13 protein-coding genes are annotated in these 14,804 nt (G+C 27.3%); 11 read left to right on the top strand and 2 right to left on the bottom strand.

Annotated features, from left to right (window positions below; translation table 11 throughout):
- Positions 1-7: 7 nt before the first annotated feature.
- Positions 8-895, bottom strand: a complete 888-nt coding sequence (yabG, locus tag QZ321_RS11165) for a sporulation peptidase YabG (protein ID WP_291748197.1) — start codon at positions 893-895, stop codon at positions 8-10.
- Between the two features lie 248 nt (positions 896-1,143).
- On the opposite strand from yabG, the gene QZ321_RS11170 reads away from it, so the two are divergent.
- The 10 genes from QZ321_RS11170 (at position 1,144) to rho (ending at position 13,667) form a co-directional block, all read left to right on the top strand.
- The gene (locus tag QZ321_RS11170) at positions 1,144-1,380 is read left to right on the top strand and encodes a Veg family protein (protein WP_291740109.1); all 237 of its coding nucleotides are present in this window, start codon (positions 1,144-1,146) and stop codon (positions 1,378-1,380) included.
- Between the two features lie 430 nt (positions 1,381-1,810).
- Positions 1,811-3,379: an SPOCS domain-containing protein gene (locus QZ321_RS11175; RefSeq protein ID WP_291748194.1), complete on the top strand. Its 1,569-nt coding sequence runs from the start codon at positions 1,811-1,813 to the stop codon at positions 3,377-3,379.
- Between the two features lie 115 nt (positions 3,380-3,494).
- Positions 3,495-4,328, top strand: coding sequence for a cyanophycinase (locus QZ321_RS11180; RefSeq protein ID WP_291748192.1), 834 nt, complete (start codon positions 3,495-3,497; stop codon positions 4,326-4,328).
- Positions 4,312-6,927, top strand: a complete 2,616-nt coding sequence (gene cphA / locus QZ321_RS11185; RefSeq protein ID WP_291748190.1) for a cyanophycin synthetase — start codon at positions 4,312-4,314, stop codon at positions 6,925-6,927. Before QZ321_RS11180 ends, cphA begins: the two co-directional genes overlap by 17 nt.
- Positions 6,928-7,054: 127 nt before the next feature.
- Entirely contained in the window at positions 7,055-7,900 is an 846-nt protein-coding gene (gene ispE, locus QZ321_RS11190) for a 4-(cytidine 5'-diphospho)-2-C-methyl-D-erythritol kinase (RefSeq protein WP_291748187.1), read from the top strand.
- 71 nt (positions 7,901-7,971) lie between these two features.
- Positions 7,972-8,652, top strand: a complete 681-nt coding sequence (gene spoIIR / locus QZ321_RS11195; protein WP_291748184.1) for a stage II sporulation protein R — start codon at positions 7,972-7,974, stop codon at positions 8,650-8,652.
- Between the two features lie 16 nt (positions 8,653-8,668).
- The gene (locus QZ321_RS11200) at positions 8,669-9,658 is read left to right on the top strand and encodes a tRNA 4-thiouridine(8) synthase ThiI (protein WP_291748182.1); all 990 of its coding nucleotides are present in this window, start codon (positions 8,669-8,671) and stop codon (positions 9,656-9,658) included.
- Between the two features lie 9 nt (positions 9,659-9,667).
- Positions 9,668-10,084: a DUF1934 domain-containing protein gene (locus QZ321_RS11205; protein WP_291748180.1), complete on the top strand. Its 417-nt coding sequence runs from the start codon at positions 9,668-9,670 to the stop codon at positions 10,082-10,084.
- A 266-nt stretch (positions 10,085-10,350) separates the two neighbouring features.
- The gene (locus tag QZ321_RS11210; protein ID WP_291740126.1) at positions 10,351-11,952 is read left to right on the top strand and encodes a CTP synthase; all 1,602 of its coding nucleotides are present in this window, start codon (positions 10,351-10,353) and stop codon (positions 11,950-11,952) included.
- 284 nt (positions 11,953-12,236) lie between these two features.
- Positions 12,237-13,667: a transcription termination factor Rho gene (rho, locus tag QZ321_RS11215; RefSeq protein WP_291740128.1), complete on the top strand. Its 1,431-nt coding sequence runs from the start codon at positions 12,237-12,239 to the stop codon at positions 13,665-13,667.
- 137 nt (positions 13,668-13,804) lie between these two features.
- Here rho and rpmE read toward each other — a convergent pair whose 3' ends face one another.
- Positions 13,805-14,011, bottom strand: a complete 207-nt coding sequence (gene rpmE / locus QZ321_RS11220; RefSeq protein WP_005212373.1) for a 50S ribosomal protein L31 — start codon at positions 14,009-14,011, stop codon at positions 13,805-13,807.
- A 192-nt stretch (positions 14,012-14,203) separates the two neighbouring features.
- On the opposite strand from rpmE, the gene QZ321_RS11225 reads away from it, so the two are divergent.
- Positions 14,204-14,791 carry a thymidine kinase gene (locus tag QZ321_RS11225; RefSeq protein ID WP_291740130.1) on the top strand — a complete coding sequence of 196 codons (588 nt, stop codon included), beginning with the start codon at positions 14,204-14,206 and terminating at the stop codon, positions 14,789-14,791.
- Positions 14,792-14,804: the final 13 nt, after the last annotated feature.

Raw genomic sequence — 14,804 nt, forward strand, 5'->3', positions numbered from 1 at the left:
AAATATATTATATAAATGGTGATTTTGGATATCCTTCTCTATATTTACCACGAGTTTGAAGTCCACCAATGCCCTTTATTCCTGTAATTGTATTTTCAACTATATTTGTTATTGAAACAACGGAATCAATAGTTGTGTATGCTATCTTTTCACATATAAATACAGGGTCTAAACAATGAATTAGAACTCTGCTTGGAGAACTAGCAAAATTTGCACCTGCATCTAATAAGCATTCATAACATGATTGACAAGCACCAGCAAATATAACTAACTCATCATAGCTAGAATTGTAATTTCTAAGAGCTTTAACAGCATCAATATAATATCTAGAGTTTCTGTAATTATTTAAGTCTAAGTAATCGTTACTTTCTTTTAAAACGCTGTCATGTCCAGTTAATACAACTATATCTGGTTTAATTTCTTTTACTAAATCTACAACCTTATCTGCTTGATCCTTTTCAGATATGGCTCTTCCAACTGCATCTAATGAAAGTTGTTTATATACTTTTAAACAGGTTTCTAAGTAATCTTTATCTCCATCAATATGAAGTATTTTTCCAGGTCGACCAAACATTAAGTCTTTATTAGAATTGTTTTTTTGACTTTTACTTCCTCTAGGTAATAATATAGAACTACTTTTATTAGCTGAGGAAGACCTAGTATTAACAGCTTTTTTTATAGCTTCATTAATACGACTATTTAATATCTTTTCTTTTTCTCCAATAAAATCAACATCAACAGGTTCTAAATCAGAATCTGGTGAATCTGCAATTATTCTTATATTAATTCCCTTAAGAATATAAATCGTTTTACCATTAACCTCTTTTATATCTATTATTCTAAATGTTATATCTTTATCGTAAGATTTTCTAACTACAGTGTCACCTATTACCATTTTTTTCTCCTAATAAATAGATTATTACAATCTATAGTATGTTTATTTATAAATCTTTGCCCCACTATATATTTAATAAATGAATAAAAAGTGAGAAAAAGTGTAATAATAATTATTAGATGTGATAAATTGCATAAAAAGAGAAAAAGTTTACATTGACAATATTATTGTAAAATGTTAAAATATTTAGATTTATTTGACAAATAAGCTTAAAAGCTTTATAATAAAATTAGAAAGATGGTGGTCATATGGAAAGTAATAGAAGTTTAGCCAACATACGAAAAGACATCGAAAATCATGTAGGTGAAAAGGTAACACTAAAAGCCAATGGTGGAAGAAGGAAGATACTTGTAAATGATGGAGTGATCGAAAGTGTTCATCCTAGTATTTTTGTTGTAAGATTAGAAAATGACACCCAAAGAACAGTAACTTATAGTTATTCAGACGTTTTGACTAAAACTGTATCATTGTATTATGCAGTATAAATAAAAGCTTCGAAAAAATTTCGAAGCTTTTATTTATTTTATTTAAAAAACTTTTTTGAATATTTCTAAAAACTAACTTTAAGTAATATATTTATAAAGAAATAAAAAAAGAAAGATGGCGGGTATCCATCTTTCAACTATGGTATAAAAGGGTATTGAGAATTTATGAGAGGTTATATGGTCAATAACCATCTTTATAATACGACATATTTATAATAAAGTCAACATTTTATTTAAAAAAAATAAAATTTTTTTATAAATAAGTCTAAAATTCGACAAAAGAATGAATTAAAATGGAATAGAAGGTGATAAAAGTAAAATAATTAGAGAATATATTTTTTAAAAATTGTTGAACAGTTAAAGCCTTATTAGAATAAATATATATTTAGAGAATATAAATTATAGTAGTTATACTATAGGGGGGGATATGATGTCTCAGATAGATATTGTTAAAGAAAGTATTCAAAATGAACAATTATTAAGAGAAAATTCTACAAACAATGTACTAAAGGGTGAATATTTAATAAAAGACTCTCATCCAGATGTATATCAAATATTAGGAGTAGAAGCTAAGGCTACTATTACAAATAAAGAAACATTAGCAGATAAAATAATGGTAGAAGGTCAAATAAATTATTCTGTTATGTATTTATCAGAAGATGAAAGTAAGGTAACTAGTATAAATTCAGTTAGTTTATCAGAAAAGTTCGCAGACTATCTTGATCTTAATAATGAAGAACATAAAGTGATTTGTGAAGTCGATTGCGTAATAGAACATATTCAAGCTAGTATTATGAATGAACGTAAGATTGCTATTGATGGAATAAGAACAACTAAATGGCAACTTTATAAGGTTGAAGAATTTGAGTTTGTTAAGGAAATTGAAGGCGGAGAAGATATACAGGTTAAAAGAAATAGTGAAGAGATAAACCAAATAAAATGCGAAAAAGATATAGAGCTGATGGGAAAATCAATGCTTAAGGTTACAATGGATAAGCCTGAAATAGATGAAATATTAAAATGTTGCATGAATTTACACAAAAAAGAAGTTAAACTTGGTGATGGAAAAATATATTTCGGTTGCTATTGTAAAATTGAAGTATTATGCAAGGGAAAAGATGAAAACGACATATTTGTATTACAAGATGACATTTATTTATCTAAGGAAGAAGAGGCTATTGGGGTAAATAGTGAAATGATTACATCACATCAAATAGATATAATAAATTTTGATAGCATAATAAATGCAGATGATTTAGGTGAAAATAGAATTGTAAATGTTGAATTTATGATTAAGGGAAATATTAAAGTAATATCTAAAGATATAATTGATGTAATAAAAGATGCTTATTCACCTACGAAATCAATAGAATTAACTAAAAAGAATTATGAAATAGGATTAGTTCACGGAATAGTTACATCTGAATTAATAGTAAAGGATAATTTATATCCTAAAGATGAAAATGATAAAATTGCTTGTATAATATCTGCTACAGGTTTTCCAGTTATAACAGATAAGGTTATAGAGGATGATAAAATAAAAATTGAAGGTATTATAAAAGCATTAGTTCTTTATAAAACAACAGATGATGATTGTAAAACAGATATGTGTAATGGTGAGATTCCATTTACGTCAGTTATTGATTTAAAGGGAACAAAACCAGATATGGTTGCTTTATGCAAGGTTCACTTGGAAAATTTAGATGCAACTATTGAAGCTAATACTATAGGAGTACGAGCAACGCTATCTGTATTAGTTAAAGTATGTTATAAGGTTAATAAAGAGTTAATTGTTGATATAATTGAAAGTGATGAAGAAAAGGAATGTAAAAAGGCATCAGTGACAATATATGTTGTTAATGTAGGTGATACACTTTGGGATTTGGCTAAAAAGTATAATACAACAATGGATTCACTAATAGAAATTAATGAATTAGAAGGTCCAGAGTCGTTAATTGAAGGTAAGAAGATAATTATACCAGGAAAATGTAAATTTTAATAATATTTAATAATATGAAGGCTATTGCAATATTGTATGCAATAGCCTTTTATCATTTTTGAATATATTTTGTACTATTGGATAAAATAAGAAATATCTGATTTGAGGTGATAAATTGAGCGAGAAAGTAAGTGGTAATTTAATTATAATTGGAGGAGCCGAAGATAAAAAGGGTGATAAGGAAATATTAAAAAGAGTAGCAAAGTATATAGATCCTAAAAATGAAAAATTAATAATAGCAACCATAGCAACACAATACCCAGAAAAAAGTTATGAAAACTATAAAAATATATTTTCTAATTTGGGAGTTGAAAATATAGATAAGCTAGATATTAGTAATAGAGAAGAGGCTTTTAAAAAAGAAAATATTGATTTAATAAACGATGCAAGCTCATTATTCTTTACTGGCGGAGATCAACTAAGAATTACTAGCATGATAGGGGGAACTCCTGTATATGATGCTATAAAGAATCTTTGCATTAATGGAGGATTAATTGCAGGGACATCAGCTGGTGCATCTGTCATGAGTGACACAATGATAGTTGAAGGAGAAGATGATGAATCACCACATAAATGTACTTTAAAAATGTCTCCAGGTTTAGGATTAGTAAACAATATAATAATAGATCAACATTTTGCTCAAAGAGGAAGAATAGGAAGATTACTAACTGCTATAGCTCAAAATCCTGAAGTGTTAGGAATAGGAATAGATGAAGATACAGCAATAGTAGTAAGTGATAAAGGCACAGCAGAAGTTATTGGATCGGGAGCTGTATACTTTATAGATGGAAGTTCAATTAGTTATAGCAATGTATCAGAACAATACAGTGATGAGATTCTTAGTATATTTAATGTAAAAATACATGTATTAAAAGAAGGAAATAGATTTAATTTATTAGATAAGGTTCCGTTTGAGGAGGATAATAATTTTTATGAAAATCATAAATAGTATTGTGTATAATGGAAGGAATATACATTCTCATAAAAAGTGTATACAATTAGATGTAGACTTAGAGGGGTATTCAGAGATACCTAGTAAAGATATTAAAGATTTCAATAAAAACTTAGTAAAAATGATTCCAATTCTTAAAACTCATAGATGTGGAATAGATGAAGAAGGTGGATTTGTAAAAAGGTTAGAAGAAGGAACATACTTAGCTCATATTTGTGAACACATTATTATTGCTATACAAAATATTTTAGGTATAGATGTAGCTTATGGAAAAGCTAGAGAAGTTGAGGGTGATAAATATATAATTGTATATCAATATGAGTATCCTAAGGTTGGAATTGAAGTTGCAAAATTATCAGTAGATATTATTAATTCATTAATAGATAATAAAAAAATTGGATTTAATGATAGGATGAATATAATTAAATCTATTATTCCAGAAGAAACTATAGGACCTAGTGCACTAGAAATTTGTAATGCAGCTAAAAATCTTGGATTACCAGTTATAAAAATGGGTAATAGTGGCTTTTATCAAATTGGTTATGGAAAACAAGGAAGGATAATAGAATCTGCAATTACTAATTCTACGAGTTGTGTTTCTGCTGATATTTCATGTGATAAGTTATTAACTAAAGAATTATTAAGCATACAAAATTTACCTGTTTCAATAGGTAAAAAGGTAAGTAATGTAATTGATTTATTAAAAACTGCAGAAGAAATAGGATACCCTGTTGTTTTAAAGCCAGAGTTTGGAAGTAAGGGCAGAGGGGTTATATTAAAAATAACTACCGAAAAGGAATTACTAAAGTACTATAAAAGATTAACAGAGGATTTTAAGGATATATTGATTGAGAAATATTACGAGGGAGATGACTACAGAGTTTGCATAGTTGGAGATAAAGTTGTAGCAGTTTCAAAGAGAGTTCCTCCCTTTATAGTTGGAGATGGAGAAAAGAGTGTTAAAGAACTAATTGATGAGCTAAATAATGATGAGCTTAGGGGAGAAGATCACGAGAAACCATTAACTAAGGTGAAATTTGATAACGAATTAGAACGTAACTTAAGTAAGAGTAATTATGATTTAAGTTCTGTATTAAAGAGTGGGGAAAAATTATTTTTAAGACAAAATTCAAATTTATCTACAGGTGGATTAGCTATAGATTATACAGATGTTATTTCAGAAGAAAATAAAGAAATATGTATAAGAGCAGCAAAGGCTATAGGACTTGATATATGTGGAGTTGATGTTTGTACAACGGATATTACTAAATCATTAATGAATGATGGTGCTATAATTGAAGTTAATGCTGCACCAGGTTTGAGAATGCATTCATATCCATCTGAAGGTATAAGAAGAAATATTGGAAGTCATATTATAAATTTAATGTATAATAATAATCCTAAAAATATACCTGTCGTTGCGATTACTGGGACAAATGGTAAGACAACAACCACTAGAATAATAAATAGCACATTATCAAGAATGGGATATTGTGTAGGTATGACAAGCACTGATGGAATATATATAAATGGAAAATGTATTGATGTTGGTGATGATACAGGTTTTGAAAGTGCTAAATGTATATTGTTCAATAAGGATGTAGATATTGCAGTTTTAGAAACTGCAAGGGGCGGAATTATAAAAAAAGGATTGGCTTATGATTTGGCAGATGTTGCAGTGATAACTAATATTACTGATGATCATTTAGGAATAGACAATATAAATTCTATGGAAGAGCTTTGTAAAGTAAAATCATTAGTTGCAGAAGCAGTTAAGAAGGATGGAAATGTAATTATTAATGCTGATGATAAGTGGAGCAAAGAAATTATTAATAGAATAAATTCAAATATAATTTATTATTCTTCTGATTTTAACAATGAGTTGATAAAAGAAAATATAAACAAAAAAAAGACAGCTATATATATAAAAGATAATTATATATATGTTAATAATAGAGGAAGAGAATATAAGGTAGTCAATATTAATGATATTCCTATAACGTTAAATGGAACATTAGAATTTAATGTAGAAAATGCAATGGCGGCTTGTGCTGCATTAGTAGCTATGGAAATTGATTATAGTATGATAAAAATAGGATTAAAAAATTTTAACTTAGAAGATAACTTAGGAAGATTTAATATCTATGATTATAATGGAATAAAGGTTGTATTAGATTATGGTCATAATATAGAAGGATATAAAAAGGTTTTACCAACATTAAAATCTATTGGTAAGGGAAAGATTACAGGAATAATTGGTATTCCTTGTGATAGAAATGATTATGTAGCTAAAGAAGTAGGAAATATAAGTGCTAAATATCTTGATAAGATAATAATTAAAGAAGATAAGGATAGACGTGGTAGGGAAAGTGGGGAAGTGCCTAAATTAATTAAAGAAGGTATATTGGAAATAAATAAAAATGCAAATATAAAAATAATATTAAATGAGGTTGAGGCTTTAAAAGTAGCATTAAATGAAGCTTCAAGAGGAGATATTATAATTGTATTTTTTGAAAAATTCAAACCGCTAGTTGAGTTTATAGAATCAATTCAAGAAGATGATACAAATTTAGGAAATGTTGTTAATTCAAATTAAAGAATGCAGCAATGATATATTTACTATAAGAAAAATAATATATATAATATTACTTGTAAAGTTCAGGGTTCAATACTCTGAACTTTAATTTAAAAGTATGCATTTTCCATTGAAAGGATTTGAATATATGAAGATAAAGGCTTATGCAAAAATTAATATTTCTTTAGATATAGTAGGGAAAAGAGAAAATGATGGATATCATTTGTTAAGAATGATAATGCAAAATATAGATTTGTATGATGAAATATCAATAGAAAAACAAAAGGAAGGTATAACAATAAGTTGTAATAAAAATTACGTTCCTACTGACTCAAAAAATTTAGCTTATAAAGCTGCAAGTTTGTTTAAGGAAATATATAACATTGAAGAAGGAGTTTATATTGATATTACAAAAAATATTCCAGTGTCTGCGGGATTAGCTGGGGGAAGTACTGATGCAGCAGCTGTTTTAAAGCTTATGAATAGGATTTTTGATGTAAATGCGTCAGATGAAGAATTAATGAATATTGGATTAAAATTAGGTGCAGATATTCCATATTGTATTAATGGAGGTACGGCTCTTTGTGAAGGAATTGGAGAAAAATTAACTACTTTAAAACCTTTTAAAGATAAAATATTAGTTTTAGTAAAGCCTAGCTTTGGAGTTTCAACTAAAGAAGTATATAAAACTTTTAATTTAGAGAGAGTTAGGGTGCATCCTAAAACTGAAAGTTTAATGGAAGCTATGGAAAATGATGATTTGTATTATGTTGCAAATAACATGAAAAATTTATTAGAAAATGTAACTTTAAGAAAGCACAACATATTAATAAAAATAAAAGAAGATATGTATAGATATGGTGCATTAGGTGCAATGATGAGCGGAAGTGGCCCAAGTGTTTTTGCATTTTTTGATGATATGTTAAAAGCTCAAAGATGTTATGAGAAAATGAAGGAAAATTATAAGGAAGTATTTTTAACTAGAACTATTTAAATAAAAATTAAATATAAATGAATAAACCCCTTTAAAATGTCAATACTTAAAGCTAGAAAGGGGTTATGTTTATGAAAAAGTATATTTATTTTATCTTATCTTTATTTTTAATAATTTTTGTTTTAAATGGATGTCAAGTTAGTGAGAATAATTTTAATGAAAATAGTTTAGAATTAACAACATTAAATTACAATGAAATTAAGGACAAGCTTATAAGATTTCATGTTATAGCAAATAGTGACACAGAAGAGGATCAAAATCTTAAATTAAAGGTTAGAGATAGGGTTGTTGAGGCATTAAGTGGAAAATTAAGTGGAGTAACTTCATTAGAAGAGGCAGAAATTGAATTAGAAAAAAACATTGAATATGTTAATAAGATTGCAAAAGAAGTTATTGAAGAAAATAATTATACTTATGAAGTAAATACAATGTTATCTTATGAAAATTTTCCAGATAAAGTTTATGGAGATTGTGTTTTCCCACAAGGAAATTATGAAGCTTTTAGGGTCATAATTGGAGAGGGAAAGGGGCAAAATTGGTGGTGTGTTATGTTTCCATCATTATGCTTTGTTGATGAAAGTAAAAATTCAGTAGATTCTACTAATTTAAAAGATGAGATTGCAAATATAGAATCTAAAAATTATAATATAACAAATGAATATAAAGAAAAAAATGATGAATCAAATAATGTTAACAGTGAAATTAAATTTAAGTTTAAGGTGGTAGAAGCTGTAGAAAACATGTTTGATTAATTAGGAGGATAAAAGTATGGCAAAAGCATTAGCTATGATTTCAGGAGGGCTAGATAGTATTTTAGCAGCAAAATTAATAAAGGAGCAAGGGATAGATGTATTAGGAATTTGTTTTAGATCGTATTTCTTTAGCGAGGAAAGTGCTATAAAAATGACGAAACAAATAGATATACCATTATTAGTAGTGGATTTTTCACCAGAACATTTAGAGCTTGTGAAAAATCCTAAACACGGTAGAGGAAAAAATATGAATCCTTGCATAGATTGTCATGCAATGATGATGAACTATGCAGGAAAATTATTAGAGGAACATAATGCAGATTTTATTATTACAGGTGAAGTATTAAATCAACGTCCTATGTCTCAAAATAAGCAAGCTTTAAATATAGTAAAGAAAGAATCAGGGTTTGCTAATAAAATTTTAAGACCATTATGTGCAAAAAATATGGAACCTACAGAAATGGAATTAAGCGGTTTAGTTAATAGGGAAAAATTATTAAACATAACAGGCAGAAGTAGAAAGCCACAAATGGAATTAGCTGCAAAATGGGGAATAACTGAATATCCATCACCAGCTGGGGGATGTAAGTTAACAGAACCTAATTATGCATTAAGATTAAAGGATCTTTTAAGTTTTAAAGAAGAAGTAAATGAAGATGAATTAAGTCTTTTAAGATATGGAAGACATTTTAGAACTGAAGATAATAATAAAATAATAGTTGCAAGAACTCAAGAAGAGGGAGATGCTATTAAATCACTTATACATAAAGAATATTATTCATTCCATACAATTAAATTTTCTGGAGCACTTGTGTTATTAGAAGAAAAAGGAACAGAAAATGATATACATTTAGCAGCTAGAATTGCAGCTAGATATAGTAAGGGAAGAGAAGAAGCACAAGTTGAAGTTAAATATGGAATATACGGGCAAAAACTAGAAAACATTATAGTTGTAGAACCTATAAGTGATAAGGAACTAGAGAAATATATGATTTCTATAAAATAGGGGGATAAAATGGAAAAGAGAGCTATTATATCTGTAAAAAGTACATCAAATTTGGATGCTAATGAAGTAATTGAAGTGGTAACTCCAGGAACATTTATTATTGATGAACAAGGTTTTAAAGCAATATATGAAGAATCAGAAATATCAGGTATGGATGGAACAACTACTACTTTAAATATAAAAGATGATATGATGATATTAGAGAGAGTTGGATCTACAACTACAAATATGGAGTTTAAAGAAGGAGAGGTTGCTGTTTCTTTATATAAAACACCATATGGTATATTAAATTTAAATGTTGATACTGAAGAATTAAATATAAGTATTAATGAAAATGGTGGTAAAATTTATTCTAAGTATATTCTAGGTCTTGAAGGTCAAGAAGGAATAATTACTGAACTAGATATAAAAATAAATGTAAATTAAATTTTAGGAGCTATATCATATTAAAATTTTTTGATTTAATATGATATAGCTTTTTTATAGAATTTTTATTAATAAAATTATTAAAAGCGTATATTTTTAATTTAGTAAAGCCTTATAAAAATAATTAAATAAAAATAGTATTAAAAAAGAAGTGAGTAATATAAATAATTATGTAGTTATAATATTAATTTTTAAAATTTTATTTTATTGAATTAAATGTGAAGAATTTAAAAGCAAGTTAAATAAAGTTTGATATGGGGGTAAAAATGAACACTAAATATGTTTTTGTAACAGGTGGAGTTGTATCGGGTTTAGGAAAAGGAATAACAGCAGCATCATTGGGACGATTATTAAAGAATAGGGGATTAAAGGTTTGTATACAAAAATTTGATCCATATTTAAATGTAGATCCAGGAACAATGAGTCCATATCAACATGGAGAGGTTTTTGTAACTGATGATGGAGCAGAAACAGATTTAGATTTAGGACATTATGAAAGATTTATAGATGAAAATTTAACTAAAAATAGCAATATTACATCTGGAAAGGTTTATTGGTCTGTTATATCTAAAGAAAGAAGAGGAGAATATTTAGGTGGGACAGTTCAAGTTATACCACATATCACAAATGAAATAAAAAATAGAGTTTATAAGGTTGCAAAAGAAACAGAAGCTGAAATTGTAATTACTGAAATTGGTGGAACGGTTGGTGATATTGAGTCTTTACCTTTCCTTGAAGCTATAAGACAAATAAAATATGATGTTGGAATTGATAATGTATGTTTCATACATGTTACATTAGTTCCGTTTTTAGGGAAGTCAGGTGAATTAAAAACTAAACCAACACAACATTCTGTTAAAGAGTTAAGAAGTATTGGTATTCAACCAGATATTATAGTTTGTAGATCGGAGAAAGAAATATCAGAGGATTTAAAATATAAAATAGGATTGTTTTGTAATGTAGAAGGTAAATGTGTAATTCAAAATATAGATTCTGATTATTTATATGAAGTACCATTAATGCTTTATAAAGAAGGATTAGATAGATTAGTAGTAGAAAAGTTGGGATTAGGCTGTAGAGATATTGATAATACTGAATGGATTGATATGGTTACTAGATTAAAAAATTTAAAGGGTAGTGTTAAAATAGCTTTAGTAGGAAAGTATATTGAATTACATGATGCATATATATCCATAGTTGAAGCGTTAAATCATGGTGGATTAGCTAATGGAATAAATGTAGAAATAAAGTGGGTTAATGCAGCTTATATAACATCAAAAAATGTGAACGAAATATTAGGAGATGTTAATGGAATATTAGTACCTGGTGGATTTGGAGATAGAGGAATAGAAGGTAAGATAGAATCTATTAAATATGCAAGAGAAAACAATATACCATTTTTAGGAATTTGTTTAGGGATGCAAACTGCGGTAATTGAATTTGCTAGAAATGTATTAGGATATGAGGATGCAAATAGTTCTGAAATTGATAAAGAAACAATGTATCCTGTAATAGATATTATGCCAGAACAAAAGAATATTGCAGATTTAGGTGGAACAATGAGACTTGGTATATATCCATGTAAGCTAAATAAAAATTCAAATGCATATGATTGTTATTTAAATGAACTTATTTATGAAAGACATAGACATAGATATGAATTTAATAATGAATATAGAAAAGAAATAAATGAAGCTGGTATGAAAGTTACAGGTATGAGTCCTGATGGAAGATTAGTTGAAATTATAGAAATTGAAAATCATCCATGGTTTGTAGCTGTTCAATTTCATCCAGAATTAAAGTCAAGACCTAATAATCCACATCCATTATTTAAGTCATTTATAAAGGCGGCAATCAAAGAAAAATAGTCATTATATAAAAGTAAAATTTTAATAAAAATTTTATATAAAAAGAAAAGCTATATCTTATTAAATTAAAAGTTTTAATGAGATATAGTTTATTTTATTACTATAAAAAATTGATAAGATTATTAATATAAATTTCTATTGAATTTTAAGTGTTATTAGTTCATAATTATAGATACTTAAAATATATCTATTTTAAGTTGATAGTTCATTTCAAATATATCAAGCCTAAGGTTTAGTCTATATATTATTCCAAATTAAACATACAAACTATTGGAGGTGTCAGTTTGACAAGAGAGACATATGCTGAGATGACTTTAGTCGATTTAAAAAATAAGGCTAAGGAGCTTGGAATAAAAAATATAAGTAAATTAAAGAAAAGTGAAATAATTGATGAATTAGTAAAGGTTTCACCTAATGCTATAGAAAAGGATGGAGTAATTTTAACAGAAAAAATAGCTCCTAAAATAAGAGAAACAGAAAATAATATTAATTCTAACTTAAATAATCAAGACAATAGAGATAACTACTCTATGACAAGTGAGGAAAAGGAAGAAAAAAAAGAAAGATTAAAAGTAATGATAAATGAATCAGGTTCTTCTAAGGGGGTATTAGAAGTTCAAGAAAATAATAACTTTGGATTTTTGAGATGTAATAATTATTTAACTGGAGAAAATGATATATATGTATCTCCGTCACAAATAAGAAGATTTAACTTAAGAACTGGTGACGAGGTCCAAGGAAAGGTAAGAGAAGCTAAAGAGGGAGAAAAATTTAAAGCTTTATTATTCGTAGAAAGGGTAAATGGAGATAATCCAGAAAAAGCTATAGGAAGAAAAAATTTTGAAACATTGACCCCTATATATCCAAATGAAAGATTACATTTAGAAAGTGATAATGAAAAGGATTTATCTTCTAGATTAATGGATATAATTTGTCCAATAGGAAAAGGTCAAAGAGGAATTATAGTAGCTCCACCAAAAGCAGGTAAAACTACACTACTTAAAAAAGTTGCTCAAAATATTAGTAAAAATCATCCGGACATTAAGCTTATAGTTTTATTAATAGATGAAAGACCAGAAGAAGTTACTGATATGAAGAGATCTATAAATGGAGATGTTATTTATTCTACTTTTGATGAAGAACCACAAAATCATGCTAAAGTAGCTCAAATGGTTTTAGAAAGAGCAAAGAGAATGGTAGAGCAAGGAAAAGATGTAGTTATATTATTAGATAGTATAACTAGATTATCAAGAGCTTATAATTTAACAATAACTCCTACTGGTAGAACTTTATCAGGAGGATTAGATCCAGGAGCATTAATAATGCCTAAAAAATTCTTTGGAGCAGCAAGAAATATAGAGGAAGGTGGAAGCTTAACTATTTTAGCAACAGCCTTAGTTGAAACTGGCTCAAGAATGGATGATATGATTTTTGAAGAGTTTAAAGGAACAGGTAACATGGAAGTTCATTTAGATAGAAAGCTTCAAGAAAGAAGAATATTCCCAGCAATTGATATTTACAAGTCTGGAACTAGAAAAGAAGATTTATTATTATCAGATGAGGAAAAGGAAGTAGCATTTGCTATTAGAAAAGTTATGTATAAGGATGGTAACATTGAAAATGTTACAGAAAACTTAATTAATATGTTATCTAAAACAAAGAATAATAAAGAATTTATTCAAGTTTTTCCTAAAAATGATATATTCAAAAAATAATATATAAAAGAAACTTTTTAATAGATAAGTATAATATTTGTAAATTTACTATCTATTAATGGTTTCTTTTAAAATTTTAAAGAAAAAGAAAAAATGAGAAAGAATATAATTCTTTCTCATAAATTCTAACTTTAATCTTATTTGTTAAGACCGAACTTCTTATTGAACTTGTCAACTCTACCGCCGATATCAACGATTTTTTGCTTACCAGTGAAGAATGGGTGGCATTTAGCACATATATCAACTTTTAATTCTTCTTTAACTGAACCAGTTGTGAAAGTGTTTCCACATGCGCACTTAACCACAGCATCGTGATGGTATTCTGGATGTATGCCTTGTTTCATTTAATTCACCTCTTTCAAAATTACATTCATTGAACTTAATTCAATGACCTACTGAATTATAACATAAGCAAAAATTTCAGTCAATATTAAAAATTTTATGTAAAATTATGAAGAAATAAAAATTTCTTTTTAACTATATGTTAAAATGCTATAATCGAAAGAGACACAAAGGAGAAGGAGAAGAAAAACATTATGAGTAAATTATATTTTAGATATGGTGCTATGAATTCAGGTAAATCCACAAATCTTATGCAAGTTGCCCATAATTATGAAGAACGTGGAATGAAGGTAGTGCTAATTAAGCCTTCAACTGATAAAAAAGGTGGAGATAAATTAGTATCAAGATTAGGTGTTGAACGTAAGGTTGATTTATTAATTAATGATGATCAAAATATATTTGAAGAAATTAAAAATTGGGAAAAAGATAAATATAAAATAAATTGCATATTAGTTGATGAAGTTCAATTTTTAAAAGCTCATCAAATAGATGAACTTTTTGAAGTTGCGGTTTCTTTAGATATACCAGTTATTTGTTATGGACTTAGAACTGATTTTAAAATGCAAGGTTTTGAAGGAAGTACAAGACTCTTACTATTAGCCCATAGCATAGAAGAATTAAAAACTATATGTAAGTGTGGACGAAAAGCTGTTTTAAATGGAAGAAAAATAAATAAAAAGTTTGTTTTTGAAGGTGAACAGGTTGCTATAGATAATGTAGATAATGTTGAATATGAATCTTTATGTGGACATTGCTACTTTAATTTTAAAAATGAAAAATAAAATGGAAGAGGGA

The sequence above is a fragment of the uncultured Clostridium sp. genome (assembly GCF_910588715.1).
Lineage (GTDB): Bacteria > Bacillota > Clostridia > Clostridiales > Clostridiaceae > Clostridium.

Bases quoted from the DNA above. Each gene is read 5' to 3' on its own strand.
- yabG (WP_291748197.1), bottom strand. From the start codon at position 895: ATGGTAATAGGTGACACTGTAGTTAGAAAATCTTACGATAAAGATATA.
- QZ321_RS11170 (WP_291740109.1), top strand. From the start codon at position 1,144: ATGGAAAGTAATAGAAGTTTAGCCAACATACGAAAAGACATCGAAAAT.
- QZ321_RS11175 (WP_291748194.1), top strand. From the start codon at position 1,811: ATGTCTCAGATAGATATTGTTAAAGAAAGTATTCAAAATGAACAATTA.
- cphA (WP_291748190.1), top strand. From the start codon at position 4,312: ATGAAAATCATAAATAGTATTGTGTATAATGGAAGGAATATACATTCT.
- ispE (WP_291748187.1), top strand. From the start codon at position 7,055: ATGAAGATAAAGGCTTATGCAAAAATTAATATTTCTTTAGATATAGTA.
- spoIIR (WP_291748184.1), top strand. From the start codon at position 7,972: ATGAAAAAGTATATTTATTTTATCTTATCTTTATTTTTAATAATTTTT.
- QZ321_RS11200 (WP_291748182.1), top strand. From the start codon at position 8,669: ATGGCAAAAGCATTAGCTATGATTTCAGGAGGGCTAGATAGTATTTTA.
- QZ321_RS11205 (WP_291748180.1), top strand. From the start codon at position 9,668: ATGGAAAAGAGAGCTATTATATCTGTAAAAAGTACATCAAATTTGGAT.
- QZ321_RS11210 (WP_291740126.1), top strand. From the start codon at position 10,351: ATGAACACTAAATATGTTTTTGTAACAGGTGGAGTTGTATCGGGTTTA.
- rpmE (WP_005212373.1), bottom strand. From the start codon at position 14,011: ATGAAACAAGGCATACATCCAGAATACCATCACGATGCTGTGGTTAAG.
- QZ321_RS11225 (WP_291740130.1), top strand. From the start codon at position 14,204: ATGAGTAAATTATATTTTAGATATGGTGCTATGAATTCAGGTAAATCC.